Annotated in this window: 22 protein-coding genes and 1 pseudogene; 10 read left to right on the top strand and 13 right to left on the bottom strand. The window is 71.7% G+C overall.

Features of this window, described 5'->3' with window-relative positions; translation table 11 throughout:
* From PUR26_RS10735 to PUR26_RS10720, 4 genes and pseudogenes are all read left to right on the top strand, one after another.
* Positions 1 to 153 (top strand): annotated as a pseudogene (locus tag PUR26_RS10735) (transglycosylase SLT domain-containing protein); the annotation flags it as partial.
* A gap of 188 nt (positions 154 to 341) precedes the next feature.
* Positions 342 to 623 (top strand): hypothetical protein, encoded by a 282-nt coding sequence (locus PUR26_RS10730; RefSeq protein ID WP_329871517.1) that lies wholly within the window; start codon positions 342 to 344, stop codon positions 621 to 623.
* A 107-nt stretch (positions 624 to 730) separates the two neighbouring features.
* Positions 731 to 1,228 (top strand): GNAT family N-acetyltransferase, encoded by a 498-nt coding sequence (locus PUR26_RS10725; RefSeq protein ID WP_329871515.1) that lies wholly within the window; start codon positions 731 to 733, stop codon positions 1,226 to 1,228.
* Positions 1,229 to 1,581: 353 nt separating this feature from the next.
* Entirely contained in the window at positions 1,582 to 1,839 is a 258-nt protein-coding gene (locus PUR26_RS10720) for a hypothetical protein (protein ID WP_329871513.1), read from the top strand.
* A gap of 175 nt (positions 1,840 to 2,014) precedes the next feature.
* Here PUR26_RS10720 and PUR26_RS10715 read toward each other — a convergent pair whose 3' ends face one another.
* From PUR26_RS10715 to PUR26_RS10695, 5 genes are all read right to left on the bottom strand, one after another.
* Positions 2,015 to 3,373 carry an LLM class flavin-dependent oxidoreductase gene (locus PUR26_RS10715; protein WP_329871511.1) on the bottom strand — a complete coding sequence of 453 codons (1,359 nt, stop codon included), beginning with the start codon at positions 3,371 to 3,373 and terminating at the stop codon, positions 2,015 to 2,017.
* A 293-nt stretch (positions 3,374 to 3,666) separates the two neighbouring features.
* Positions 3,667 to 4,608 carry an ABC transporter permease gene (locus tag PUR26_RS10710; RefSeq protein ID WP_329871509.1) on the bottom strand — a complete coding sequence of 314 codons (942 nt, stop codon included), beginning with the start codon at positions 4,606 to 4,608 and terminating at the stop codon, positions 3,667 to 3,669.
* Positions 4,605 to 5,444 carry an ABC transporter ATP-binding protein gene (locus PUR26_RS10705; protein ID WP_329871507.1) on the bottom strand — a complete coding sequence of 280 codons (840 nt, stop codon included), beginning with the start codon at positions 5,442 to 5,444 and terminating at the stop codon, positions 4,605 to 4,607. The genes PUR26_RS10710 and PUR26_RS10705 overlap by 4 nt, the downstream gene beginning before the upstream one ends.
* 3 nt (positions 5,445 to 5,447) lie before the next feature.
* Positions 5,448 to 6,476, bottom strand: a complete 1,029-nt coding sequence (locus PUR26_RS10700; protein WP_329871505.1) for an ABC transporter substrate-binding protein — start codon at positions 6,474 to 6,476, stop codon at positions 5,448 to 5,450.
* Positions 6,477 to 6,572: 96 nt separating this feature from the next.
* Positions 6,573 to 7,574, bottom strand: a complete 1,002-nt coding sequence (locus tag PUR26_RS10695; RefSeq protein WP_329871503.1) for a TauD/TfdA dioxygenase family protein — start codon at positions 7,572 to 7,574, stop codon at positions 6,573 to 6,575.
* A gap of 1,658 nt (positions 7,575 to 9,232) precedes the next feature.
* Between PUR26_RS10695 and PUR26_RS10690 the strand changes: the two genes are divergently transcribed.
* Positions 9,233 to 9,451 carry a hypothetical protein gene (locus tag PUR26_RS10690; RefSeq protein WP_329871501.1) on the top strand — a complete coding sequence of 73 codons (219 nt, stop codon included), beginning with the start codon at positions 9,233 to 9,235 and terminating at the stop codon, positions 9,449 to 9,451.
* An 83-nt stretch (positions 9,452 to 9,534) separates the two neighbouring features.
* Here the strand turns inward: PUR26_RS10690 and PUR26_RS10685 are convergent, their stop codons facing one another.
* On the bottom strand, positions 9,535 to 10,128 hold the full coding sequence (locus tag PUR26_RS10685) for an MBL fold metallo-hydrolase (RefSeq protein WP_329871499.1): 594 nt from the start codon (positions 10,126 to 10,128) through the stop codon (positions 9,535 to 9,537).
* Positions 10,129 to 10,211: 83 nt separating this feature from the next.
* Here PUR26_RS10685 and PUR26_RS10680 point away from each other — a divergent pair, with 83 nt between their 5' ends.
* Entirely contained in the window at positions 10,212 to 11,171 is a 960-nt protein-coding gene (locus PUR26_RS10680; RefSeq protein WP_329871497.1) for a GlxA family transcriptional regulator, read from the top strand.
* Positions 11,172 to 11,374: 203 nt separating this feature from the next.
* A complete protein-coding gene (locus PUR26_RS10675; protein ID WP_329871496.1) occupies positions 11,375 to 12,820 on the top strand; it encodes a DUF4158 domain-containing protein in 1,446 nt (481 codons plus the stop codon).
* A gap of 108 nt (positions 12,821 to 12,928) precedes the next feature.
* On the opposite strand, the gene PUR26_RS10670 is transcribed toward PUR26_RS10675, so the two are convergent.
* Both PUR26_RS10670 and PUR26_RS10665 read right to left on the bottom strand, forming a co-directional pair.
* On the bottom strand, positions 12,929 to 13,138 hold the full coding sequence (locus PUR26_RS10670) for a DUF4287 domain-containing protein (RefSeq protein ID WP_329871494.1): 210 nt from the start codon (positions 13,136 to 13,138) through the stop codon (positions 12,929 to 12,931).
* Entirely contained in the window at positions 13,135 to 13,866 is a 732-nt protein-coding gene (locus PUR26_RS10665) for a DUF998 domain-containing protein (protein WP_329871492.1), read from the bottom strand. The genes PUR26_RS10670 and PUR26_RS10665 overlap by 4 nt, the downstream gene beginning before the upstream one ends.
* A gap of 126 nt (positions 13,867 to 13,992) precedes the next feature.
* Here PUR26_RS10665 and PUR26_RS10660 point away from each other — a divergent pair, with 126 nt between their 5' ends.
* From PUR26_RS10660 to PUR26_RS10650, 3 genes are all read left to right on the top strand, one after another.
* Positions 13,993 to 14,640: a winged helix-turn-helix transcriptional regulator gene (locus PUR26_RS10660; RefSeq protein ID WP_329871490.1), complete on the top strand. Its 648-nt coding sequence runs from the start codon at positions 13,993 to 13,995 to the stop codon at positions 14,638 to 14,640.
* Between the two features lie 36 nt (positions 14,641 to 14,676).
* The gene (locus tag PUR26_RS10655) at positions 14,677 to 15,498 is read left to right on the top strand and encodes an alpha/beta fold hydrolase (protein ID WP_329871489.1); all 822 of its coding nucleotides are present in this window, start codon (positions 14,677 to 14,679) and stop codon (positions 15,496 to 15,498) included.
* A 222-nt stretch (positions 15,499 to 15,720) separates the two neighbouring features.
* Complete coding sequence (locus tag PUR26_RS10650; RefSeq protein ID WP_329871487.1) at positions 15,721 to 16,668, top strand: recombinase family protein; 948 nt, start codon at positions 15,721 to 15,723, stop codon at positions 16,666 to 16,668.
* A 788-nt stretch (positions 16,669 to 17,456) separates the two neighbouring features.
* Here PUR26_RS10650 and PUR26_RS10640 read toward each other — a convergent pair.
* The 5 genes from PUR26_RS10640 to PUR26_RS10620 form a co-directional block, all read right to left on the bottom strand.
* Positions 17,457 to 17,906 carry an SRPBCC family protein gene (locus tag PUR26_RS10640; protein WP_329871485.1) on the bottom strand — a complete coding sequence of 150 codons (450 nt, stop codon included), beginning with the start codon at positions 17,904 to 17,906 and terminating at the stop codon, positions 17,457 to 17,459.
* A 434-nt stretch (positions 17,907 to 18,340) separates the two neighbouring features.
* Positions 18,341 to 20,209, bottom strand: coding sequence for a CASTOR/POLLUX-related putative ion channel (locus PUR26_RS10635; protein WP_329871483.1), 1,869 nt, complete (start codon positions 20,207 to 20,209; stop codon positions 18,341 to 18,343).
* A gap of 258 nt (positions 20,210 to 20,467) precedes the next feature.
* The gene (locus PUR26_RS10630; RefSeq protein WP_329871481.1) at positions 20,468 to 22,792 is read right to left on the bottom strand and encodes an Orn/Lys/Arg decarboxylase N-terminal domain-containing protein; all 2,325 of its coding nucleotides are present in this window, start codon (positions 22,790 to 22,792) and stop codon (positions 20,468 to 20,470) included.
* A 115-nt stretch (positions 22,793 to 22,907) separates the two neighbouring features.
* Complete coding sequence (locus tag PUR26_RS10625) at positions 22,908 to 23,807, bottom strand: SDR family oxidoreductase (protein WP_443077027.1); 900 nt, start codon at positions 23,805 to 23,807, stop codon at positions 22,908 to 22,910.
* A 577-nt stretch (positions 23,808 to 24,384) separates the two neighbouring features.
* Complete coding sequence (locus PUR26_RS10620; RefSeq protein WP_329871478.1) at positions 24,385 to 24,882, bottom strand: quercetin 2,3-dioxygenase; 498 nt, start codon at positions 24,880 to 24,882, stop codon at positions 24,385 to 24,387.
* Between the last annotated feature and the right edge of the window lie 210 nt (positions 24,883 to 25,092).

Genomic DNA, 25,092 nt, shown 5'->3' with positions numbered 1-25,092 from the left:
GGTCTGCTGCAGGTCATCAAGCCGACCTTCGACGCCTACCACGTCCCGGGCACGAAGAAGAGCCAGTACGACCCGGTCGCCAACATCGTCGCCGCCTGCAACTACGCGGCCGACCGCTACGGCTCCATGGACAACGTCAACGGCGCCTACTGAGCCCGACGGCTTCCCGGGCCCGTTCACCCCCGCGGGGGTGAACGGGCCTGACCGCGTGCGGTGTTCGGGCGGGCCGCCAGTTTCCGTATCCCGTCGTGCATCCCGTCGCGACCACTCCCTCACCGCCCCACATCGACGCGCGCGCTCCCGGGTACACCTCTGAGGAGGCACGGCGACCGGGAGGCACTGTGGTCATCGCTTGGAGCGGCGTCGGATGTCTGACGTTCCCGATCGTCGTCCTGGGTCTCGTCGGCGGTGGCGCGATGGGGGATCGCCTCCTCGGGAACGAGACCCTCGGCGGAGCGCTGGGAGGTGGCGCCGCCTGCCTCGTCCTGTGGTTCTGGGGGCGGTACCTCAACAGGAACGGTGACGAGCACACCATGTGGGCCGTCCCAATGCACTGGTGGGGAGCCTTCTTCCTCCTCTTCGGCGCGGCCACCGCCATGTTCGTCCTGCTGTACGGGGCTTGAACGAGCAGCGGTCGGCGTGGCGGCCCCGCCTGCCTGTCCCACGGCCGGAAGCCGTACGGCCGCGCACGCCCCCTCCGCAGGGAAACCGCCCCCGGTACAGTGCTGCGATGATCGAAATTCGTTGCGCCGACCGGGAGGACGGTGACGTACTCGGTGAGATCCATGCCTCGGCCTGGGAAGCGGCCTACGCCCCCTTCTTCGCGCCCGAGTTCGCCGCAGAGGGCGTACGGAGCAGGCGCACGCGATGGCACCAGCGGGTCGCGGAGGGTGAAGGAACGATCCTGCTCGCCGTACTCGACGGTCGTCCCCTGGCCCTCTCCTGTTTCCGGCCCTCGTCCACCAGGCCGGGTTTCGCGGAGATCCTCAGCTTCTACGGGCACCCCGACGGCTGGGGCAGTGGCATCGCCGGGGCGCTGATGAGCGAGACACTGCGCCACCTGCGCGACGGCGGCTTCGACGGAGCGCACCTGTGGACGCTTCGCGACACCCCGCAGTCCCGTCGTTTCTACGCCAAGTCCGGTTTCACCGAATCGGGCCCGGTACGCGCCCTGGACTTCGGCGACGGCACCCCTCTGGAGCAGGTCGAATACGCGCGCGTCTGGTGAGCTCGGCGAGCGCGGGCCGCCCTTCTCTTCGCGCGCTGCCCGTTCCCGGACGGTGGGGGCCGGCAGCGGCGTCGACATCGGCACGACACGGCCGGTGAGGTGGGCGGGCCCGTCCGCCCGGCCCTCGACCGGCTCCCAGCCGTCCCCGACGAGACGGGGGACGGCACCTTCCAGCAGGCCGGTGATCCGCTGACCGTTCCGTGGCCACCGCTGCCCCCTCCACCGCTGCGGGCCGACCGCGTCATGCCGTCTGCCCGGCACTTTTCCGCTCAAGCCACGATGACGCCGCGCAGCCGCGTCCGAGTGATCGCGTCCCGATCGGGTAGTGGCGCGACATGTTCAAGCATCGACGTGTGCGGGTTGTGACCGTTCTGCTCAGCGGCTGGGTGGTGCTGACCATGGTGGAGCGAGGGGCGGAACAGGCGCCGTGGCCCACCGCGGTGCTCGCGGGGCTCATGTGGTCATGCGTGGTGGCGGGCGTCTGGTGGTTCGCGGAGTGGACGCAGTCGGCACGGGCGACCGCACCGGGCGAGTTCGGTGACCCCGGACAGCGGGCCGATGAGGAGCGTCCCGCCGACGTCTCTCCGAAGGCGGAGGACAGCCGTCTGTGACGGGCCGGGCGGGCGAGGCACGGCGTCCGGCCCCGGGACTGAGCGGCTCCCCGAGGGGCCGGCCGCGGAACGCGCGCCCGCGCCGCCTCCGCAGCCGCCGGCCGCCTCCGCAGCCGTGCCGGGAGAGGCCGGCCCGCCGTCGGCGCCCCGCACGTCGTGACGAGGCGGAGCCCGCTCACTCGGCCCCGGCCCCGGTGGCCCCGGCGGCCTCGGCGAAGCGGTTGGCGGGCCGGGGCAGACCGTAGTGGTCCCGCAGCGTCCGTCCGGTGTACTCGGTACGGAACAGACCCCGGCGCCGCAGCTCCGGCACCACCTCGTCGACGAACCGGGTGAGCCCGTCGGGCAGCAGCGGCGGCATGATGTTGAAGCCGTCGGCGGCCCCCTGGGTGAACCACTCCTCCAGCTGGTCGGCGATCTGCTCCGGAGTGCCGGCGAAGACACGGTGGCCGCGCCCGCCGCCCAGCCGGGCGATGAGTTCCCGCAGGGTGAGGCCGTCGCGCCGGGCGAGCTCGGCGACCAGGGTGAAGCGGCTCTTGTTGCCGTTGATGTCCTGCTCCCCGGGCAGATCCGGCAGCGGGCCGTCCAGCGGCAGCCCGCTCAGCTCGACGCCCAGCATCCCGGACAGCTGCGCGAGCCCGTACTCCGGTACCTGGAGTTCCGTCAGCTCGTCGGCCAGAGCGTGCGCCTCGGCCTCGGTGGAGCCGATCACCGGGCAGATACCGGGGAGGATCCGCAGCTGGTCCTCGGACCTGCCGTACCGGGCCAGCCGCGACCGGAGGTCCTTGGCGAACGCCTGACCGTCCGCGAGGGTCTGCTGGGCGGTGAAGACGGCCTCGGCGTACCGCGCGGCGAACTCCTTGCCGTCCTCCGAGGAGCCCGCCTGCACCAGCAGCGGGCGCCCCTGCGGGCCGCGCGGCACGTTGAGGGGACCGCGCACCCCGAAGTACGGACCGCGGTGCTCGATCGGCCGCACCTTGTCGGTGTCGGCGTAGATCCCCCGTTCCCGGTCGAGCACGACGGCGTCGTCCTCCCAGCTGTCCCACAGCTTGGTCGCCACCTCGACGAACTCCCGGGCCCGCTCATAACGCAGCCCGTGCTCCAGGTGCTCGTCCTGGCCGAAGTTGCGGGCCTCGTCGACCGTGCCGGAGGTGACGATGTTCCAGCCCGCCCGGCCACCGCTGAGGTGGTCCAGGGACGCGAACTTGCGTGCCGTGTGGAACGGCTCGTTGAACGTGGTCGACACGGTCGCGATCAGTCCGATGTGCTCGGTCACGGCGGCCAGCGCCGACAGCAGCGTGAGCGGTTCGAAGCCGCCGAGCGCGTTGTGACGGACCTTGCCCCACAGGGCGAGCCCGTCGGCGAAGAAGATCGAGTCGAGGGTGCCGCGCTCGGCGGTACGGGCCAGTTCCTGGAAGTAGCGCAGGTCGGTGATCCGTTCGGGCTGCGTGCCCGGGTGGCGCCAGGCGGCGTCGTGGTGGCCGGCGTTCATCAGGAAGGCGTTGAGGTGGAGTTGACGCGGTCGGGCGGCGGTCATGGCAGTCCTTGGGCGAGTCGGGAGGCGGGTCGAGGGGCGGGCGCGGAGACAGGAGGAGAGGGGGCCGGACCGGGGGTGGACCGGCCGGCCGGGAGTCCCGCCAGGTGCGGAGCGGCGCAGGTGCGGAGACCCACGCGGCTCGGAGGGACGGAGGGACGGAGGGCGCCGAGGTCCGCCGGCGCGGACGCACGAGCGCGGGGCGGGCGGAGCGGCCGGACCGTGCGGCCGGGGAGCGGGACCGGCGGGTACCGGGACCGGCGGGTACCGGGTCCGGTGTCCGGCCGGTCCCGGTATCAGCCGCCGGCCGGTACCCGCCAGGAGCCGAGCCGCCGCTCGACCGCCACGAGTACCTGGTTGAACACCACACCGATCGCCGAGATGGTGATGATGCCCGCGTACATCTGGGGGATCGCGAAGTTGTACTGTGAGGCGTTGATCAGGTACCCGAGCCCCGCCTTGGCGCCGATCATCTCGGCGGCCACCAGCACGAGGATCGATACCGCGCCGGCCAGCCGGACGCCGGTGAAGATGGTCGGCACCGAGGACGGCAGGATCACCTTCTGGAAGAGCCGGGGCGCGGACAGGTTCATCGACCTCGCCAGTTTCACCAGGGTGGGATCGGCGTTGCGTACCGCGCTGATGGTGTTGAGCAGGATCGGCCAGGTGCAGGCGTAGACGACGATGGAGATCTTGGAGGTCTCCCCGATGCCGAGCAGCAGCACGAACACCGGCAGCAGGGCCAGTGCCGCGGTATTGCGGAACACCTCCAGCAGCGGCCCGAGCAGACCGGCCACCGGCCGGTACCAGCCGATCAGCAGACCCAGGGGCACGGCGACCACCACGGCCAGCGCGAATCCGGTGAACGACCGTGTCAGGCTGGCCCCTACGTGCTCGGTCAGCTGGCCGTCGGCCAGGAGCTCCCACCAGGCGACGGCCACGTCGCTGAACGGCGGCAGGAACGTGCTGTCGACCAGGCCCAGCCGGGGCGCCGTCTCCCACAGGACGAGCAGTGCCAGGATCGCGGCCGACTTCGTGGCGGCCGTGGCCAGCAGCCGGGCCGGACCGCGCAGGGGCCGGCGGATCCGGACCGCCGCCCGGCCCGCCCGTCGTCGTGCCGCGCCCGCCACGCCCGGCCCGGGCCCGGGGCGCTCCCGCCCGGGGGCCGTGACCGGCGGGGACTTCTCGGGCGAGGCGGCGGGCGACACGGCGGTACGCGTGCCGGTTCCGGTACTCATGCGGCAGCTCCTTCCTTCTCCAGCTGCTGGGCCCTGGCCACCTCGTCGTGCAGCAGTTCCCAGATCCGATGGCGGTAGCGGGCGAACTCCGGGCTCGAACGCAGATCGTCCGTCGCGGTGCGCGAGGGGAACGAGATGGGCACGACCTCCTTGATCCGGCCGGGCCGCGAGGTCATCACCGCCACGCGCTGCCCGAGGTGGACGGCCTCCTCGATGCCGTGGGTGATGAACACGATCGTCTTGCCGGTGCGCTGCCAGATCCGCAGCAGCTCGTCCTGGAGCGACTCACGCGTCTGCGCGTCCAGGGCCGCGAACGGCTCGTCCATGAGCAGCACATCCGGGTCGTACGCCAGGCTGCGGGCGATCGCGACGCGCTGGCGCATCCCGCCCGACAGCTCGTGCGGATGACGGTTCTCGAACCCCGAGAGGCCGACCAGGTCCAGATGGGCCCGCGCCCGTTCCGCGCGCTCCCGGCGCGGTACACCGGTCGCCTCCAGACCGAACTCGACGTTCCCCTGGGCCGTGCGCCAGGGCAGCAGCGCGTACTGCTGGAAGACGATGCCCCTGTCGACACCCGGCCCCGTCACCGGCCGGCCGTCCAGCAGGACCCGCCCCTGCGTGACGGGCGTCAGCCCGCCCAGCAGATCGAGCAGTGTCGACTTCCCGCATCCGCTGGGCCCGACGACCACCACGAACTCACCGGCCTCGATCCGCAGATCGACACCGTCCAGCGCGGTGAACTCGCCCGGCTGCCGACGGCCCTTGCCGCCGTCCTTGACGGGGAACGTCTTGCGTACCCGCTCGAAAACGATCTTGGGAACCGTGGTCTCGCCCATGGCTCAGCTCCCGCCCTTCTCGCCGTACGCGTTGAAGTCGTTGGTGTACAGGCCGGTCGCGTCGACCCGGTCCTTGTCGATGTCGCCGCGCTCGCCCAGCCAGTCGATCCACGGCTGGAACTGCCTGTCGGTGATCCGTCCGCCCGTCTCCGCGACGCCGAAGGACTTCCAGTACTTCAGCGTGACGGTGTCCTCGTTGCGGCCCCGCTTCTTCACGATCGTGGTCATCCGGGCCACGACCTGCTCCCGAGGGGTGGTGCGGGACCACTCGATGGCCTTCGCCACGCCCGTCACGAAGGCCCTGGCCGTGTCGGGGTTGCGCTTGAGGAACCGGTCCGTCATGACGTACGTCCCCGCGCTGAAGGCGCCGAGCAGCTGATGGTCGGTGAACAGCGGGCGGATGCCGCCGGCCGCCAGTGCCTTGTCGCGCAGGATGCCGCTGAGGACCGCGACCTCTATCTGCCGCTGGCGCAGTGACTGCTCCGTGTTCACGGGCGGCAGCGCGAGCCGTTCGACCTTGCCGCTGTCCCCGTGGGAGATGCCGTGGCGCTGGAGGTAGAGGTCGAGCATCGCCTCGGCGTGCGCCCCGAGGGTGTTCATCCCGACCTTCCTGCCGAGGAGGTCGCGGGCCGAACGGATCGGGCTGTCCTCCAGCACGTAGTAGCCGCTGTACGCGTGCTCGTCGGAGCCGTAGTAACTGATCACCGACTTGATTGGGGCCTTGTTGGCGGCCAGCTTCACGACCGCGCCGTTGAAGGCGCCGCCGAAGTCGGTCTGCCCGGTGGCGGCGGACTGGATGTCCTGCGGGCCGCTGATGGTGTTGCCGATCCACTCGAGCCTCACATCGCCGAGGAACCCGAGGTCCTCGGCGAGCTCCGGGAGGGTGACCTGACCGGCCCAGCCCTGGTACTTGAGGGTCTTCGTCTGTGCCGAGGCGCCCCCGGCGGTGGCCCGGCCGCAGCTCACCGCGGCCGCCGAGATACCGAGAAGGGTGAGGAACTGGCGTCGGGAGGTCGGTGTCAAGGTGGGCATGGCGGTTCCTTGTTCGAAGGCGGGGCGAGGGACGTACGCGGGAGGACCGTGCCCGCGCCGGGGCCGTGGCCGGCCGGCACGGGCAGCGGCGCCGCGTCAGGCGGACGCCTCCTGGGCAGCCGACGCACCCGACGCGATGCCGAAGGCCGGGTCCGGAACGGCCTGCGGCTCCAGCAGCCGCGAGGCCAGGCCGTCGACGCCGACCGGGACGTCACCGTCGACGGTCACGCGGCGCAGCCTGCGCTCGTGGTCGCCGGAGTCGTCCACGCCGTAGTGCTGGGTGGCCCGGTTGTCCCAGATGGCCACGTCGCCCTTCTGCCAACGCCACCGCACGGTGTTCTCCGGACGCTCGATGTGCGACTGGAAGAGGTTCACCAGCGCCCGTGAGTCGGCCCCGCTCACACCGCTGATGCGCTGGACGAAGTTCCCGAGGAGGAGGGCGCGTTCACCCGTCTCGGGGTGAACCCGGACGACCGGGTGCTCGGTGCGGAACGAGGTGGAGGTGAAGACCTCCCGGTACTGTGCGAGCGCCTCGGGAAGCGCGTCGGGGCGCACCGCCACGTAGTCGTAGACGTTGGAGTGCTCGGCGCGGAGGCTGTCGGCGAGGGTGCGCAGCGGCGCCGGCAGGTTCGCGTAGGCGGTGGCCGTGTTCGCCCACAGGGTGTCGCCGCCGTAGGGCGGGACGGTCACGGCGCGCAGGATGGAGAAGGCCGGGTACGCGGGGACGAACGTGACGTCGGTGTGCCACTGGTTGGCCCTGGCCCCGTGGTCGGAGTCGATGCCGAGCGAGTAGCGGCCGTCGGCGGACGGCACGGTGGGGTGGGCGACGGGCGTGCCCAGCAGACGGGCGAACGCCTCGTGGTCGTCCTCGGTGAGGTGGTCCTGATCGTGGAAGAAGATGACCTTGTGCGCCAGCAGCGCGGCCCGTACGGCCGCCACGGTCTCCGGGGCGAGACCGGGGCCGAGGCGTACGCCGGAGACGACCGCGCCGAGCCGGCCCCCCAGCCGCTGTACGGTCACCTCCCCCCGAGCGGGCAGGTCGTCTTCCGCGGAGGCGGCGAAACCGTTGCGGGCGCCCTCGGCTGTCGTGGTGGTCATGGCGTGATCCTTTCGGTGGAGGTATGCCGAACAGGCCGGGGGACGCCCGGCGGTACGGCGGAAGGTGATCGGGCAGAGCACGGGCGGTCACGGTGGAGCACGGAACTCCGCCGCGCCGTGCACGCGTTCTTCCCGCAGCGGAGAAGCGAACGGAGGCAGACGTCCGGGACGATTCCGACGGGTGCCGGGGCGACAGCGGACGCGATCGGGCAGTGCGGGACCGTGCCTGCCGAGCGGTCTCAGAACCGGGGCATCGCGGTACAGCGGCTCGTACACACCTGGGACGCGGTACGCCGGCCCAGATCGTGGAGCCCCACCGGGGAGATGCTCGTCGCGGACATGGCTGGGAGCGTGGCAGCGCCGAACCGCGGGGGTCAAGGCCGGGGCGGGGCCCGCCGCGCTCGCGATCACTGGTCGAATCGTCGTCACACAGGCTGCCCCGCCCCCTCCCACAGGCGGCCCCGCACCGGTTCCGAACTGCCGTTTCGCCGTGGGATCGGACCGGTGCACCGACCATTTCCGGCCATGTGAGGTGCTCTGACGCGGGCGGTGACGAATTCATGTGCGCGCAATCCCCGTGCCACGGCCGGCAACAGAGAGGAAGACGGTGACGCTCATCCCGCCCGGCTCCGCGTATACCGGGGGACGGCCGCCGCGAGGCCGACGCCGCCGTGATCCGCGCGGTCCTCGACCGGGGCCGGTGGTCCGCGGGGCCATCACCCGGCTCTTCGGGCTGGGCCCCGCCGCCGTGTCCCGCCCGGTGCGGGGCCCTCCTGCGGCTCGGGCTCGTACGGGAGCTGCCGGATCGCGCGGGGGAGGAGGAGGGGGGTGTGGGTCGTCCGCGGATTCCGCTGGACCTGCGCACCGGTGCCGCCGGCGGCCCCGTGGTCGACGGCGTGCCCATCGGTGTGCCCGTGTCGATGTTCGGACTCCTCGACCTGCGCGGACGGGTACTGGCCGGACGAGCGTTCGGGCACCGGGGCATCGACACGGACGAGCTGCCCGCCCGGGTGGTCCGCGAACTCGCCCGCTTCCCGCGGGAGACCGACTCCGACCGGCCGCTCCTCGGTGCGGGTGCGGGTGCGGGTGCGGGTGTCGGTGCGGGTGGCGGCTGGGTCCGGCCGGGAACCGGTGCCGCGCGGGGTGGTGCCTTCGCCTCCGGACCCCCGGAGGAACTACCGGACGGCGCGACTCCGGGCGCGGGCACAACGGGCCGCGGCGGTGCGGGGCCCGGCGAAGGCCCGGTGCCCGGGGTCGCGACCGCGACGGCGGCAGGCACGGGCGGGTCCGGCCGCCCCGGACCGCCGAGAGGCCCGGCCGACAGTGGCGGGAGCGGACCGCAGGGGTCGGGAGGGCCGGTCGGGACCGTCGTGCCCGCCGCCCGTACCCGGCCGGGGGAGTGGTGGCACCTGGGACCGGAGGCCGGGAGGCGGGTGCCGTCCCGGGGTGTCGTGGCCCGACACGACGCCCCGGGACGGCACCGTGGAAGCGGCCCGCGGCCTCGGGCCCACCGTCATGCTGGACAACCACGCGGGGGCGGTGACGCAATCGGCCGAGGGCGCGCGCGGCTGGCAGGGGAACCCTTTCGCTCGTCCACGCGTCCTTCAAGGCGAGCTGGATTCCACGGTGCTGTGTGTTGCCGACGGAAGTGAGTTGCCATGCAGGCAGATGACCCGACCACGTTCGAGACCACTCTGGCCGACGGCCGGCGCATGACCCTCTCGCTGCCCCCGACGAACGCCGGGTGGGGCGCCGACGGCATCAGGGCGCTGCGCCCCGTCCCGCCCACGCACACCGGCCGCGGCCAGGAGCCGCCCGCCCTCCCCACGCGGCCCGCCCTCCCCCTGGAGGTGGCCCTCCTCGGCCTGGGGGCCTGAACGACCCACGGCGGGCCCGGTCCTGAGGCGTGTCCGAAGAGGTTCGGCGTCCGCCTGAAAGCGCGTCGCGGGCCGGGCAAGACCTAGAGAGGTACTCCTTCCCCGGCCCGGAACGGGCCGCCGTGGCCCGGGACGATGACATCGGCCGCCGCCAGGACGCGGAGGCGTGAGGCGCGCAGCGTGTCGCGGTCCGGGGCGACCGGGTCGTCGGCCGGGCCGTCCGGGCGCCACCAGAGGTCGCCGGCGAAGGCGACCACGCCGTCGGCGGTACCGGCGAGCAGAGTGATGTCCTCGGGGCTGTGGCCGGGGGTGCGGATCAGCCGCAGGGACCCGGTGATCTCATGGCCCTCGGCGTCGCGGTCGGTCCACTGGTCGTCGAGGTACTCCGCCTTGTGGTCATGGACCCGCGCCCGGCCGAACAGGCCCACGTTCAGGACGTTGTCGGGGTGGTGGTGGCTGAGCACCACGTCGGTGATGTCGTCGGGCCCCAGACCGAGTTCGGCGAGCGGGCCGAGGATGCGGTCGCGGCTCGCCACCATGCCCGGGTCGACGATCACATGCCGGTCGCCGTCCGAGACGTACGAGACGGTGGCGGCGACCCCCGGCCCGGTCGAGAGGGTGTAACCGGTGGTCAGGACGGTGAACTCGGCGGTGTTGCCGCGCGGCTGGTCTGTCATGTCCGTAAGCCTCGCCCGGCGGAGAACCGCAGACGAGTGGCCTTCCTGCCACGCATCGCGGGTTTTGTGCCACACTCCCGGCCATGCCGTTCCGCACCGTCGCCGCCTACGCCCCACCTCGCGTCGGGCTGCTCGCCGCCGGCCTCGTCGCCGAGGTCTTCTCCGACCGGGCGGGCGACCTCCCGTCCTTCGACTTCGCGTTCTGCGGCGACCGGCCAGGACAGGTGCCCACCGACGTCGGTGTGCCGCTGGCCGTCGAGCACGGCCTCGCCCGGATCGCCGACGCCGATCTCGTACTCGTCCTGCCCTGGGCCGACTTCCGTACCCCGCCGCCCGCCCCCGTACTCGACGCGCTCCGGGCGGCGCACACACGCGGGGCGCTGGTCGGGGCGCACTGCGTCGGCACGTTCGCGCTCGCCGCCGCCGGCCTGCTCGACGGTCTGAAGGCCACCACACACTGGCGCTTCGCCGGCCTCCTGGCCCACCGCCACCCGGACGTGACCGTCGACGCCGACGCCCTCTACGTCGACGAGGGCCGGATCATCACGGGCGCGGGCGCCGCCGCCGGCTTCGACCTCTGCCTGCATCTGCTGCGCAGGGAGTACGGGGCGGCGGCCGCCAACGCCGTCGCCCGCGACCTCGTCCTCCCGCCGCACCGCGACGGCGGCCAGGCCCAGTACCTGGCCGCTCCCGTGCCCGAGGACGGTGAGGACGAGCGGCTCGCGGAGGTACTGGCGTGGGCCCGCGCCCATCTTCACCGACCGCTGCCCGTGGCCGAACTGGCGCGTCGCGCGCTGATGAGCCGCCGCTCCTTCGCCCGCCGGTTCGCCGCCGCCACCGGTACGACGCCGCACGCCTGGATCCTCGGCCTGCGCCTGGGCCGGGCGGAGGAGCTCCTGGAGACGACGGACCTGCCCATCGAGGAGATCGCCCGGCTCGTCGGATACGGCAGTGCCGCCGTCCTGCGCGAGCAGTTCGTCCGGCGACGAGGTGTCCCGCCGCGCACCTACCGCCGTACCTTCACAAGAGCAGGCGCCTCCTAGGCCGAGTCCGCAAAGTGTCGCCCGGCTTGGTCGACCCGTCGGGGCGGCCGACCGGCGCCCCGCACGGCTCGTTCCTCCCGGCCCCGGAGTCCTAGCTCAGACACCAGCCGCAAAGCAGGTCGCGGTAGCCGCGTGGGCCTCGTTTCCCGGTCGCGGGGGTCGTCGTTGGTCTGATCGAGTGATCGAGGCCACAAGGGACGGGTGTGCGGCAAGAGTGGTCGCCAGAAGAGCTGTTGGCGAACTGGACGCTGGTGGACGGCGACTGGGGGTTGGTGGCGAACAAGAGCGGGACGACCCGGCTCGGCTTCAGCCTCTTGCTGAAGTTCTTCGAGTTGGAGGGCCGGTTTCCCGATGTGCTGGAAGAGGTCCCGCCGGCCGCGGTGGAGTACGTCGCCGAGTTGGTGAAGGTCCAGGCCACCGACTTCGCGAAGTACACGCTGGTCGGCCGGACTGCCGAGTACCACCGTAAGCAGATTCGCGAGGCGCTGGGGTTGCGTCCGCCGACGCTCGCGGACGAGGAGTCGCTGACTGCGTGGCTTGCCGTGGAGGTGTGCCCGGTCGAGCTGGTGGAGGACCGCCAGCGTGAGGTTTTGCTGGTGGAGTGCCGGACGCGGAAGGTTGAGCCGCCGGGCCCGACGCGGGTCGAGAAGGTTTTGGTCGCCGCGCGGGGCAGGTGGGAGCGGGCGTTTTGCGCCCGGACCATCGAGCGCCTGGGCCCGGTGGGCAGGAACCGGCTGCTGGCGCTGGTGGCCGAGGACGCGATGAAGCTGCTGAAGAAGTACGCCGATGTCGACGGCAAGACCCGCTTCTACGGCCCCGCTGTTGACGAGCCGCCGATGGACGGGGTGGTGCGCAAGGACTGGCGTGAGGCGGTCGTCGATGACAGGGGCCGTATCGAGCGCATCCCGTACGAGCTGTGTGTGCTGGTCGCGCTACGGGACGCGGTGCGCCGCCGGGAGATCTACGTCGAGGGCGCCGCCCGGTGGAAGAACCCTGAGGACGACCTGCCCGGGGATTTCGAGGCCACCCGCGCCGTGCACTACGCCGCTATCCGGCAGCCGCTGAACCCGCGCACGTTCATTGCCGATCTGAAGAAGCGGATGACCGCGGGCCTCGACGGGCTCACGGCCGCGCTCGCGGACGGCAGCGCGGGCGGGGCGAAGGTCACCACGCGCAGGGGCGAGCCGTGGATTACGGTGTCGAAGCTGGAGCCGCTGGCGGAGCCGACCGGCCTGCAGGCGCTCAAGGACGAGGTCGTAGGCCGCTGGGGCGTCCTCGATCTCCTGGATGTGCTGAAGAACGCCGACTTCATGACCGGCTTCACCGACGAGTTCTCCTCGGTGGCCGCCTACGAGCGCATCGACCGGGACGCCGAAACCTCGATGCTCGCCCTGCACCTGCTCCAGTCCGCACTCGTGCACGTCAACACCCTGCTGGTGCAGCAGATCCTGGCCGAACCCGCCTGGGCATCGAGGCTCTCGGACGAGGACCGGCGTGGGCCGACCGCGCTCTTCTGGTCGAACGTCAACCCATACGGCACCTTCCGCCTCGACATGGACAAGCGCCTCGACCTCGGGCTGTCCGCCGGCGTGCCCCGCCCCCGAAAGGCGGCGGACGCCGGCGACCGTACGAGCGCGGAGACACGATGAAGGACTTCGCCGACCTCACCGACCCCCGGATGAACGAGGCATCGTGGCGGGCACGGAATCTGATGCGCGCCTACGCCGCACGCGCCCGCAACGCGACACATCGAGGGCTCAACTGTTGCCTTCGGCCAACGTGTGTGCGACCAGTGCGTTGGCATGACCGTGACCCAGGCCGTGCTCGGCCTTGAGCCAGGCGACGAGATCCATGTGCTTGGTCAGCGGTGAAGTGCGGATGATGTCCTTCCACTCCGCTACGGGGCGGCCGTACTTCTTCTCGATTGCGGGGAAGTAGCTGGCGGGGCCCTTTGCCGGTGTGGTCATGCGGAGGTCTCCTGTCGTGCGGTGATGGGCGTGGTGCGGTTCCGGGCGGCGCAGCCGGGCCGCTCATGCTCTGTGGGGAGGGTCAGGCGGGCGGTGACGGCGCTGAAGCCGAGCAGGCCGAGACCTGCTCCGGCGGTGAAGGCCGCGACGGTGCTGGCGGAGGCCGCGAATCCGGCGAGGACCCCGACCGGCACGAGGCGGGCGAGCATGGCCCAGCCCCGCTGTCGGCGCGCGGTGAAGTGCCGGGCGAGTACGAGCAACGCGGCGCACAGCGCCAGGTAACCGCCCGCGCCGGCCAGCATGTGGACGGTGCCGTGTGCGCTCAGCGAGGTGGCCCGGCCTTCGGGGGCACCGTCGGGAAATCCGGCCCCCGGGTCTGCATGGAAGACCCCAGCGAGCAGGAAGGAGGCACCGAACGCACCGAGCAGCCGGGGCGCCCAGGTGCCGCCGGGAGCATCGCGTAGCTCCTGGCGTATCGCGATCGCGCCGCCGATGACCAGCAGGCCGGTGAGGAAGAAGACGGCGATCTGGATCCAGCCGAGGGCGCCGAGGCTGAGCTGGCTGAGGGCGTTACGGCTGAAGTCGAACCCGTCGCGCGTCAGGCCCTGGACCAGACCCGTCGCAAGGAAGAGCGGGCCTGCCGCGATACCGGCGGCCGCTAGGAGACGCGGCACCGTGCGGGCCGGGGTTATGCCGAGGGCGGCCGGAGGGTCAAGCGTCGGGGACATGTGGAGGTCCTTCCTGGTCATCGGTGAGGAGCGCGGCCATGTACGCCCATGCACCACTGAACGGGAAGTGAGCTTGTCTTTTGCAAGTGAACTTTGTCAACCGAATCCCGGGTTAGGATTTGCATCATGGCGACTCGGGAGTACAAGCAGTTCTGCGGCCTGGCCCGCGCGATGGAGATGGTCGGCGAGCGGTGGTCGATGCTGATCGTTCGCGACCTGCTCAACGGGCCCCGTCGCTACACGGATCTGCGCAAGGGCCTGCCTGCCATCCCCACCAACATCCTGTCGACACGTCTGAAGCAACTGGAAGAGGCGGGCCTGGCCACCCGGCGTGCGCTGCCTCACCCCGATCGCGCGGTCGTCTATGAGCTCACCGACTACGGGCGTGCCCTCGAACCCGCGCTCATCGCGCTGGGCCGCTGGGGCGCCCGGACGATGACCGAGCCCCGCCCCGGCGAAACCATCACCGCCGAAGCGGTGGCCATGTCCTTCCGTACCGCCTTCCGGCCCGCCGCCGCCCAGCACATCGCCGTCGGCTTCGAGGTGCGCATGGGCGAGTTCACCATCCGCCTGCAGATCACCGATGGCGTGCTCGCCGTCGGCTTCGGCCCGCATCCCGCCCCCGACCTTGTCATCGAGCGCCTGTCCGGCCACCCGGTCCGCGAGCTGATGAGCGGCACCAAATCCCCCGAGGAAGCACTCGCCGACGGCAGCGTGCGCGTGGCCGGCGATCCCGCTCTTCTCGACCGGTTCGCCGCGATGTTCCGCTTCTGATCGACACCTCTCCGACGACGCCGGGAGGAGACCCGCGTGCCCTGGTTTGAACGCATCGTGACAAGGAGCGGCGTCCGCCTGTCCTGCCGCGACTGGGGTGGCTGCGGTCCGCCCGTCGTCCTCCTGCATGGACTGGCCGGCCACGCCGGTGAATGGGACACCCTCGCCAGGGCCCTCAGCCCACGCTTCCGGGTCGTCGCCGTCGATCAGCGCGGCCACGGCGCCAGTGAGCGCTTTCCGCGCGAGGTGAGCCGCGCCGCGTACGTCGCAGATGTCATCGCCGTCATCGACCAGCTCGACCTGCACCTGCCCGTCCTGGCGGGACAGTCCCTCGGCGGCCACACCGCCATGCTCACCGCTGCCGCACGCCCCCACCTCGTACGCGCGCTCGTCCTGGTCGAAGCAGGACCCGGCGGACCGAACCCGAATGTGCAGGCCGAGATCGGCGGCTGGCTCGATGCCTGGCCGACTCCGTTCCCGTCCAGGGAGGCAGCCGCCGCGTTCCTCGGCGGCGGCTTGGTCGGCGAAGGCTGGGCTGCCGGGCTGGAGGAGCACGACGGGTGGTGGCCCCGCTTCGACCGGGACCTTATGGTCGCCTCGCTGGCCGAGATCGCCCAACGCTCCTTCTGGGACGAGTGGGGAAGGATCACGTGTCCGGTCCTGACCGTCCTGGGCCAGTCCGGCATCATCTCTCCGCAGGAGTCCGAGACCATGCTCCGGCGACTACCGGGAGCAACCACAGCGACCGTTCCTGGCGCAGGCCACGACGTGCACCTGGAGCGCCCGGACGTCCTGCGCCACCTGATCCAGGAATTCCTCGACGAGAACGCCGCACCCCGCGGGTCAGCGACGCCTTGACCGCCGAGCCGCCCGACTCCACCGCCCGCGTGCATCCGGTCGCAGCAGCTTGCCCCCATTCTGTCGTCAAACGAACGTTTGACGACAGGCGGCCGATGCGTCCAATGAACCCGTGCAATCCGGGGGTTCACGGCGGCGCGAATCCAATCAGATCCGATGGTGCTTTTGATGACAGGGTTTGACGACAGATAGGGTCCGATCCTCCGTACGGAAGGGCCCCGAGTGGCGAACCTGGTCTACAAGCGGGTCTCGACCGACCAGCAGTCGACCGCCAGGCAAAACCTCGTTCTTCACGAGGCCGGGATCGAGGACCCGATCGTCTTCGAAGAGGAGCCCGGCACCTCCAGCCGCCTCCACCCCCTCCAGCGACCGAAGTTGGCCGCCCTGCTCACCTACGCCCGGCCCGGGGACACGGTGCACATCTCCGAGATGTTCCTCCTCGTACGAGGAACGGGCCACATCCTCGACGTGCTCGACGTCCTCCACAGAGACCGGCTCGCCCTGCGCATCCACGACGGTGCTTTCTCCTCCATGGACCTCACCGCCCGCCACCCCCGCACCGGCGAGCTGCTGTCCACCGTGAAATTCATGGTGCAGACCCTCGCCGCCGCCGGCGAGCTCCAGCGTGACCTGCAGCGCGAGCTCACCTACGACGGACTGCGGGCCGCCGCAGCCAAGGGCAACAAGGGCGGACGCCGCCCCGCCGTGGCGGCCGACAAGAGTGCCGACGTACGCACCGCGTACCTGGAGGGCCGCTCGGTCGCGGCCCTCGCCCGCGACCACGGCGTCAGCCGCGGCGCCATCCGCACGGCCGTCGCCGACCTCATGCCCGACCACACCGCCATCGAGGGGGACGTATCCGCCCCAGAGCTGCCTGTTGCCCTCGACATGCCGGGCAAGGTCGCCGACTTCCTCCGTACCGCCGAGCTGGAGCCCGTCGAGCGGGCGGCGCTCGACGACGGCCAGGCCGTACGACGCGTCACCGGCTACACCCTCCGCGTCACCGCCGCACCCGCGGTCCACCGCCAACCCCTCGACCACTGCCGGGCCCTGGACAGCTCCCAGGCGATCCCCGCACAGCGCAAAGCCCGCCGCGAGTACGCGAACCGCGTCAACACCCTCGACCCCGAACAGGCCGCCACAACGGCAGGACCTAGATCACCCAGCTAGTTTGCGGCTGGTGTCTGAGCTGGGACTCTGGGGCCGTCTCGACGCGTCCGCGACGGCCGGCCCGGCCGGGGTTGGGTGATCGGCCTGCGCGCCGCCCAGGGGACATGCGGTGCGCTTCTCCAGCAGGCGACGCTCGCGCTGCCGAGGCCGACGTGTCCGGCCGACCGGCTCGCTACGCGGGTCGCCATCCGGACCGGTGCGATCGTGGTGGTGGCGGCGGGTCCGGTCCTCGGCGCCCCCGTCGCCGGTACCGCACTGCGCCTCTACGGCCCGCGCCGCCCGGCGATCGCCGGTACGGCCCTCGTCGTCATCGGCATCGCGGGGCTGTCCCGCACCGGTCCGACCAGCACGTGGATGGCCCGGCGAGGGTCCCGCCCTGCTGGCCCTGGCCGGACTGTCGGCCATCGGCCCGCTGCCGGCGTCGTTTCCTCCTTCACCGCCCCCCGGGCACGACGTGAACCGACCGCCCGGTCGGCAGGGCGTGGAGACGGCGTGAAGGTACTTCCGTCGACAGGCGGCAGCGGCCGGCGGCGAGCCGGTCAACGGTGGGGCGGACGGGCGGAGCCCCATGGAACACCGTCCGCCCCACCGGTCGTGTCATGAACACCGGCGGACACCGTCTACGGAACGCGTGGCGCCGGCTGTGCCCGGCGCCGCGCCGAGACGGGTGACTGCCCGATCCGTACGCGCCCGCTCGCGCACCGGCCCAGGGAGGGGAGCAGCCGGAGGCGCACGGTCGCCGCCCGCCCGCCTCGGGAACCGGGGCCCGCGGGCCGGACAGAAGGCGGTCAGACGTCGCCGCGCCAGGCGCCGGACTCGGCGCCGCGTTCTTCGATGAAGTGCTTGAACCGCTTGAGGTCGCCCTTGACCTGCCGGTCGATGAAGCCGAACTTGTCGGCGATGCTCTCCGCCATGCCGTCCGGGTCGAAGTCCATGTGCAAGGTGACCTCGGTGTGCGCGGGGTCGATCGGCCGGAAGGTGACCACGCCGGACTGCTCCGTTTCTCCGCCGATGGTCACCCAGGCGACTTTCTCGTCCGGGATCTGCTCGGTGATCTCGGCGTCGAACTCGCGCTTGACGCCGCCGATCTTGGTGATCCAGTGCGTGAGGGTGTCGCTGCGCTGGTCGATGCGTTCGACGCCGTCCATGAACTGGGGGAACGACTCGAATTGGGTCCATTGGTTGTAGGCGGTGGTGACAGGCACGTCGACTTCGATCGATTCCTTGACCTGCGACATGGGCCGGTCCTTTCCCGAGATCGCGGGGCCGCCCGGAAGCCCGGGGTGGGGCGGGGCGGTGAGAGAACACCATCACCCTTTCCCGGACGCGTGCGTCTGTCCTACTGCCGGGCCGGCATGCCACCCGACCGGTGCTGCGCGGGTGGCCCGCCCGGTGTCGATGGCCACGGGCACGGCGACCGGGCCGACGATGCGATCGGCTTCCCACGAGGCGGGCAGCCCGCCATCGGCCAGTTGCAGTACGGCGGTGGGACGCGCACCCCACCCGGAAACCGCCACCGCCACCGGATGACGGGCCGGCGCCCGGCCGGCCACAGCGCCGGGCGGCGGCGCGCAGGGCGTTCCCCGGGCTCCACGAAGCCCGAGCCGCTGTCATGCGTACGTTCCCCCTCGGCGGCCAGGACCAAAGCCGCCCGGAGGCTTCCGGAAGCCGTTCAGCCTTCGGCCACCACGATCACGCGGTCCTGCGGTCCGAACCGTACCGTCCGCCGCTTGTCCGGATTGACCCTGACGCCGTAGGCGGGGCCCGTCGAGGCTTCGGCGCGCAGACGGTAGCCGATGGCGCATTCACGACGACGGCGGGCGGATTCCACGACGGTGGCGAAGCCGACCTCACGGCCCGCGACGACGTAGTCTGTGGCCGGCTTGAGGTAGATCTCGCTTCCCTCGGCGGTGAACAGCTCCTCGAAGAGACCGGCCAGGTGCCGGTTCTCCGAGATCTGGGTCATCAGCAGACCGATCAGCCGGCCGCTGACGATGAAGTCGGCGCCCTGCCGCACAGGGGCCAGCAGGCGGTTGCGGTCGTCGGTCATCTCGGTGATGACGGACAGCTCCCGCCGGGTGGTCTCCTCGATGGCCCGCAGGTGGAGGAGTGTGACCAGGGTCCGGTCGTCCGTCCCCATGTCCCCTTCCGCGGTGTGGCTCTCGTCCCCGATGACCATCACACTGTCGTACGCCGGTACGTCCAGCCGGGCCAGCGTCCGCCGCTCGGTGATGGCACCGTTGTGGAAGGACACCAGCAGACGGCCGGGCCGCCCACCGGCGGTGTCCGCCGCGTGGCTCGCGGCGGCGTCGCCCAGGGCCACGACGTCGAGCGTGGAGCCGGGCTGCACGTACTGGTCGAGCTGATCGATGATCAGCGGGGCACGGCGGTTCCAGCCGAGGAGCAGCATGCGCTCGGCCGTCGGGGTACGGGGAGGCGCCGTGACGATCGCGCTCTCGTCGACGGGCAGAGCGGTGCCGGCGGGCACGGCGGTGTCGTCGTCCTCGGTGATGACCAGGAGCTGATCGCCCGCCCCGATCCGTGTGCCGGAAGGCGGATTGAGGACCACGCCCCCGTCCGCGCGCACGAGGCCGACCACCGAGGAGGTGGCGAAGGCCCCGAGCGCCTCACCGAACGTACGGTCGACGAGAGCGGACGCGGGTACGACGTAGAACTCGTCGCCCGCGAAGTCCAGCAGCTCCTGGTAGACGAGGGAGAGGCCCGGCTGACGCGAGGTCTGGACGAGCAGCCGGGCGACGATGTCGTCGATGCTGAGGACGTGGCCGTGCCGGCCCGCCGCCAGGGCGGCGGCCACATGGTGGCGGGGGTCCCGTACCGCGGCGACCACGACACGGTCACCGGAGGGGGGACCGGCCGCGTCCAGGGCCAGCAGCGTCTTCACGACGTGGGCGTCGCCGCCCTGACCGCCCGGCGAGAGCACCAGTACGGCCTTGGCCGTGTCCGGACTCACCCGGGCGAGGACCGTCGGGTCGCTGGTCGAGCCACTGCGGCAGATGATCCGCGTGGCTCCGGTGCCGCCGACATGGCTCGCGATCTCGACGTCCATCTCGGCCTTGTCCTTGTCGGCGAGGACGGCGACCGCGGCCCTGCGGCGGTTGGCGTTGGCCGCCACCAGCTCCGCGATGACGGGAAACACCTGATCGGACCAGCCGAGCAGTACCGTGTGCCCCTCCTCCAGGACGACGGACCGGCCGAGCCGCAGCGCCAGGAGGCGCTCGTTGAGCCCCGTGGTGATCAGACTGACGAGCGCCGACACGAACAACAACGCCACCAGCGCCAGCAGGACGGACATCAGCACATAGACCGGCGGTCCGACTTCGCCGCCCAGCCGGAGGGTGCGGCCGACGCTTCCCCAGACGGCCGCGACACGCCCGGAGAAGGACGGCGGCGCGCCGCGGTCCGCCCAGACGAGCACCACGCTGGCCGGGACCACGATGCCGAGGCAGACCAGTGTGAGCCAGCCGATGAGCACGGGGGTGCCGTGGACCATCAGGTTGTCGAATCCGTACCGGAGGCGCAACCACGATCGAGAAGCGCGCCGTGCCATACCAAGCCCCCTGGAACCGGGGCTCGAAGCCCCCGTGCGAAGTCCGGGCGGGGAAGCCCCGGCCCCTGACAGTCGGTCACCCCTGGGCGCATAGCGCGGGCGCGGTACCCCGGGGCATGTGTGCCGGAGGCGCTTGCGCGCCCGGCGGGTGCCGCGCTCAGGACAGCGCCGCCGCAAGCCTCGCGGCCGGCGCCGCGGTCCAGTGCGCCTCGGCGTTGTGCTGCCCCGGTCTCAGGCCGACGGCAGGCGCACGCACTCGATCAGGTAGTCGCCGGTGCCCGCTTCGATGGTGACGCCGTGGGCCTCGCTGTGGAAGCCGGGAAAGGCCCGGTCGAACGCCTCCAGCGCGCCCAGATAGCGCAGCAGCGGTCCGCCCGGAGCTCCCGTGGACTCGCCGGGCATCAGGACCGGGATGCCCGGCGGGGTCACCGTCACCATGGCGGCGGCGACCCGCCCAGCGGCCTCGCTCAGACGCAGGCGTTCGGTGCCGCCCCGGATCAGCTGCTGGTAGCAGTGCCGGGGTGGTGCGACCGGCTCGGGCAACTGCTGGAACGCGGTGTCGAGCGCGGTGATCAGACGGGCGCCGGTGAGGTGCTCGTGCATGTCCTGGCACAGGTCGCGCAGCGTCGTGCCGGTGTACCGGTGCGGGTGCTGCTCGACCAGGGCGGGCAGCACCTGGTCCAGGGGCGCGTCCGTGTCGTACAGCGCCTTGAAGTCCATGAGGGCGTCCATCAGGGTGCCCCACTTGCCCTTGGTGATGCCCATGGAGAAGAGGACCAGCGTGGTGTAGCTGTCGGTCTTCTCCACCACGATGCCGCGGGTGGCCAGGTACGCGGTCAGGACCCGTGCCGGAATGCCCCAGGACGAGGTCTCGCCCGTGGCGCTCACGCCCGGACAGGTCAGTGTCACCTTGATCGGGTCGAGCATGCAGTAGCCCTGCCCCAGGTCGCCGAATCCGTGCCAGTCGGCCCCGGGTTCCAGGTGCCAGCAGCTGGGTTCGCCGCGCAGCAGCGCGGGCCGGGCGTCGGCGAAGGGAACGCGTTCGCCGGTGTCCGGGTCGGTGACCGTGTCGGGCTGCCAGACGCCGAAGAACCACCCCGGCCGGTCCCCCGCCCCGGAGATGCGCCGTGCGGTGCGCACGACCGCCTGCCGGAAGCGGATGGCCTCGGTCACGGCCTCGTCGATCAGCCATTCCCCCTGCGGGCCGTCCATCATGGCGGTCGCCACGTCGAGGGAGGCGATCGCCGGATACAGCGGCGAGGTGGTGCCGTGCATCATGAACGCCTCGTTGAACCGCTCGTGTACGACGGGGGCCCTGGGCGCCGACCTGACGTGGACCATCGCGGTCTGCGAGAGGGCGGCCAGGAGCTTGTGGGTCGACTGGGTGGAGAAGACGGTGGGTCGCTCCGGCCCGGCGAAGGTCTCCGGGCCGACGGCCATCCCGTACCGTCCCGCGTACAGGGGATGGAAGCGGGCGTAGGCGAACCACGCCTCGTCGAAGTGCAGGCGCGGCGTGCTCGGGGCCAGCGCGCGGGCCGTGGCCACGGTGTCGTAACACAGCCCGTCGTACGTCGAGTTGGTCAGCACCGCGTACTGGGCCTCGTGCGAGACGGCCCCGGCGGCCAGGGCATTGGCCCCGATCCGGTCGGCGACCGTGGCCCGGTCGATCTCCGTCGGAGGCAGCGGCCCGGCCAGTCCGTAGCCGTTGCGCGACGGCACCAGATAGACGGGACGCGCACCGGAGATCACCAGGCCGTGCAGTACCGACTTGTGACAGTTGCGGTCCACCAGCGCGATCTCGTCGGAGGTGACGCTGTAGTGCCCCACCATGCGGTCGGCGGTCGAGTCGCCGTGCAGGACGAAGTACGTGCGGTCGGCCCCGAAGACTCGGGCGGCGTTGCGCTCCGCCTCGCCGATCGGCCCGCTGTGCTCGAAGAGCGAGCCCAGCTCTCCCACCGAGATGGACAGGTCGCTGCGGAAGAGCCGCTCGCCGAAGTACTCGAAGAACGCCCGCCCTGTGGCCGACTTGAGGAACGCGACACCTCCCGAGTGGGCGGGGGTGTGCCACGAGTACTGGTGCGCGTCGTCGAAGCGGCGCAACGCCTTGAAGAACGGCGGAAGGATGTCCTGGTGGTAGGAGCGGGCAGCGGTGACGACACGGCCGGCGATGAAGGCGGCGGTGTCCTCCAGCGGCCAGATGTAGCCGACCACCGTCTCGGAGACCCACAGCGGCAGCCGCTCCAGGTCCTGGTCGGCATCGTCCGCCATCAACAGGAAGACGGGCAGGCTCGTGAACCGCCGCTGGATCTGGCGCAGGACGTCGGCCCCGCCCTCCCCGTCGCTGGCGCCGGCCTCCGGCAGGTCCCAGGCGACGAGCGCCGCAGCGAGCCTCGACTCCGTACGCAGGGCGGCGCGGGCTTCCTGGGCACTACGGGCCCACCGCAGCTCCAGCCCCTGGTTCTCCAGTTCCTTCCCGATACGACGCAACTGCTCGGTGCCCACACCACCACCGAGAGGGTTCTCCCTCAATGCCAGCAGAACTGTGCCCATCGCCATGACGCCCGCCTTCTCCGGTAGGTGCACCCGTAGACCTGTCGTCACAGTCTTGTGGGGGAACCCGCGGCAATACCGGGCTTCGGGGCACTCTTCACCCCCAGGTGGCACACGACGGCTAGACGTCGGTACGCCCCGCGGCGTCGCTGTCGGCCAGACCACCCGGGCCCAGCAGGCCCGTGGGCGCGAACTCGGTGTCCCGCGACAGACGGGCCAACTCGCGTGCCGAGATCCGCGTGACCAGGGGAGGCAGGGCCGCCCGGACCACCTGGACCGCACGCAGCCAGGACGGAACGTACACGGCAGCCGACCGCCGCTCGATCTGGGTGACCAGGCGGGCCGCGACCTCGGGGGCCGGTCTGACCTTCCTGGCGGGGGGTGGCATGTGTCCACGCAGCTCCCGCAGGACCGCGTGCACGTCGCTGTCACGGATCATGTCGGTGTCGGTCCAGTTGATGTAGCTGATGCCCACTCCGACCCCCTGGTGGGCGAGCTCCGCGCGCAGGGAGTGCGCGAACGCCTCGACGCCGGCCTTGGAGGCGCAGTACGCGCTCATCATGGGAGAGGTGCCGAACGAAGCGAGGGACGCGATCTGCAGGAAGAAGCCGCGGGTCTCCAGCAGGCCCGGCAGGAACACGCGGGCGGTGACGGCGCTGCCGATGAGGTTCACCTCGATGACCCGTCGCCATGTGGCGGGGTCCGACGTGAGGAAGGGCCCGCCCTCGGCGACACCCGCGTTGGCGACGATCACGGAGGGTGCACCCATCACGGCCCGGACCTCCTGCGCGACGCGTCGCATGCCCGCGTCGTCCGTGACGTCGACCTCCCAGCACCGTGCCTCGGTGTCGAGCTGCTGTGCCACGTCGGCCAGTGTCGCTTCCTCCCGGCCGATGAGCGCGACCCGCGCGCCGCGCAGTGCCAGCTCCCTGGTGAGAGCCGCGCCCAGGCCGCGCGCGGCTCCGGTGACAACGGCCACCCGGCCGCGCAGGGGACTCGTGACCGTCACCGTGTACTCCATGGCATAGGAACCGTGGCCGGCCGGCCGGCCGTGCCGGCCTGAGCCGTGGCTGATGCCGGTGTGATCACCTTAGGCACACGCGGGTGGTCCGTCCGTCGTGATGCTGTGCCATCAGGGTGACGGAAGAGGGTTTGGGCCCGTACCGCCGTTGCCGCTTGCACAGCAGGGCGAGGCACCGCCGGGCCGCCCGGGTGTCCGTCACCGGCCGCGAGGCCGTACCTGTATGTCCTGATGTCCTGCGTCATGACCCGCAGGGTGTCAGGTCGGGCCAACGGCCACCCTGGGCAGCCGTTGGCCCGGACCGCCTGGCCCGGCGGCGAGAGTCGTGCCCGTCAAGGGAGCCGGTGATCGGCCCGGGCCCCCGGTCGGGATCCGACTGCCGCGCCGGGACGGTTCCGCCGCCGGGGAGGAGTGCGCGAGCTGCCCGCGAACGCGCTTCACGCTCCCCACGCGGCAGCCCGCCCCATCTCCGGAGCCGATCGGCGGACGCCGGACGCGCTCAGGGCTGCGGCAGGCAGGGGGGCGAGGTCGGGGCGGGGTGCGGCGACGAGTCGCCGCGGTGAGGAACCGGTCGTCGTCATCGCGTCCGCCACTGGTGGTCGGGCAGGAACCGTACGTCGTACTGCTCGGGCACACCGGCGAACCTGCGCGGTTCGGGAACGACGGGTTCGCGGGGCAGCCCGAGACCCTCTGCGGGTGCGCCGAGGGTCTCGAAGAACCGCTCGAAGGTGCCGCCGGGGCCGGCGGCAACGCCGACGACCTGGCTGTGGTGACGCTCCATGCGGTAGGCGTGGGGGCAGTTCCTGGGTACGAAGCCGAAGTCGCCGGGCGTCAGGAGTTTCTCCTGCTGATGGCCCTCGGTGTCCTCGACGAACAGCCGCACGGCGCCCTGGGCGATGTAGAAGACCTCGTGGGTGTCGGGGTGCAGATGAGCCGGGATGAGATCCCCCTTGGGACCTTCGACGGTGAAGAAGTTGAAGGTGTTCTCGGTCTGCTCGCCACCGGCGTAGATGGTGATCAGGTCGCCGAACAGGTGCGCGCGGTCCCCCTCGCCAGAGCGGCTCGCCGAGCGCATCGGCGCCGATGGTGTCCGGGCCCTGCGGACGGCGCTGGAAGCCCCGTGGGGCCGGCCGTCCCTCCCGGATGCGGACCCGAACGCGCGATAGGGCGCCCTTTCGCGGAGTGGGTTCCCTCTCCGTCGCCCGGCCCGCCCGGCGGGCGGTCACGTCGGTCCTGGCGCTCGGGCCCTCGGGAGTGGTCAGGCGGCGGACCGCCTCGACGTGGG

This window comes from Streptomyces sp. SP18CS02 (genome assembly GCF_036322365.1).
Lineage (GTDB): Bacteria > Actinomycetota > Actinomycetes > Streptomycetales > Streptomycetaceae > Streptomyces.
The sequence above is the reverse complement of the archived record's forward strand: the minus strand, read 5'-3'. Positions and strand labels throughout refer to the sequence as shown.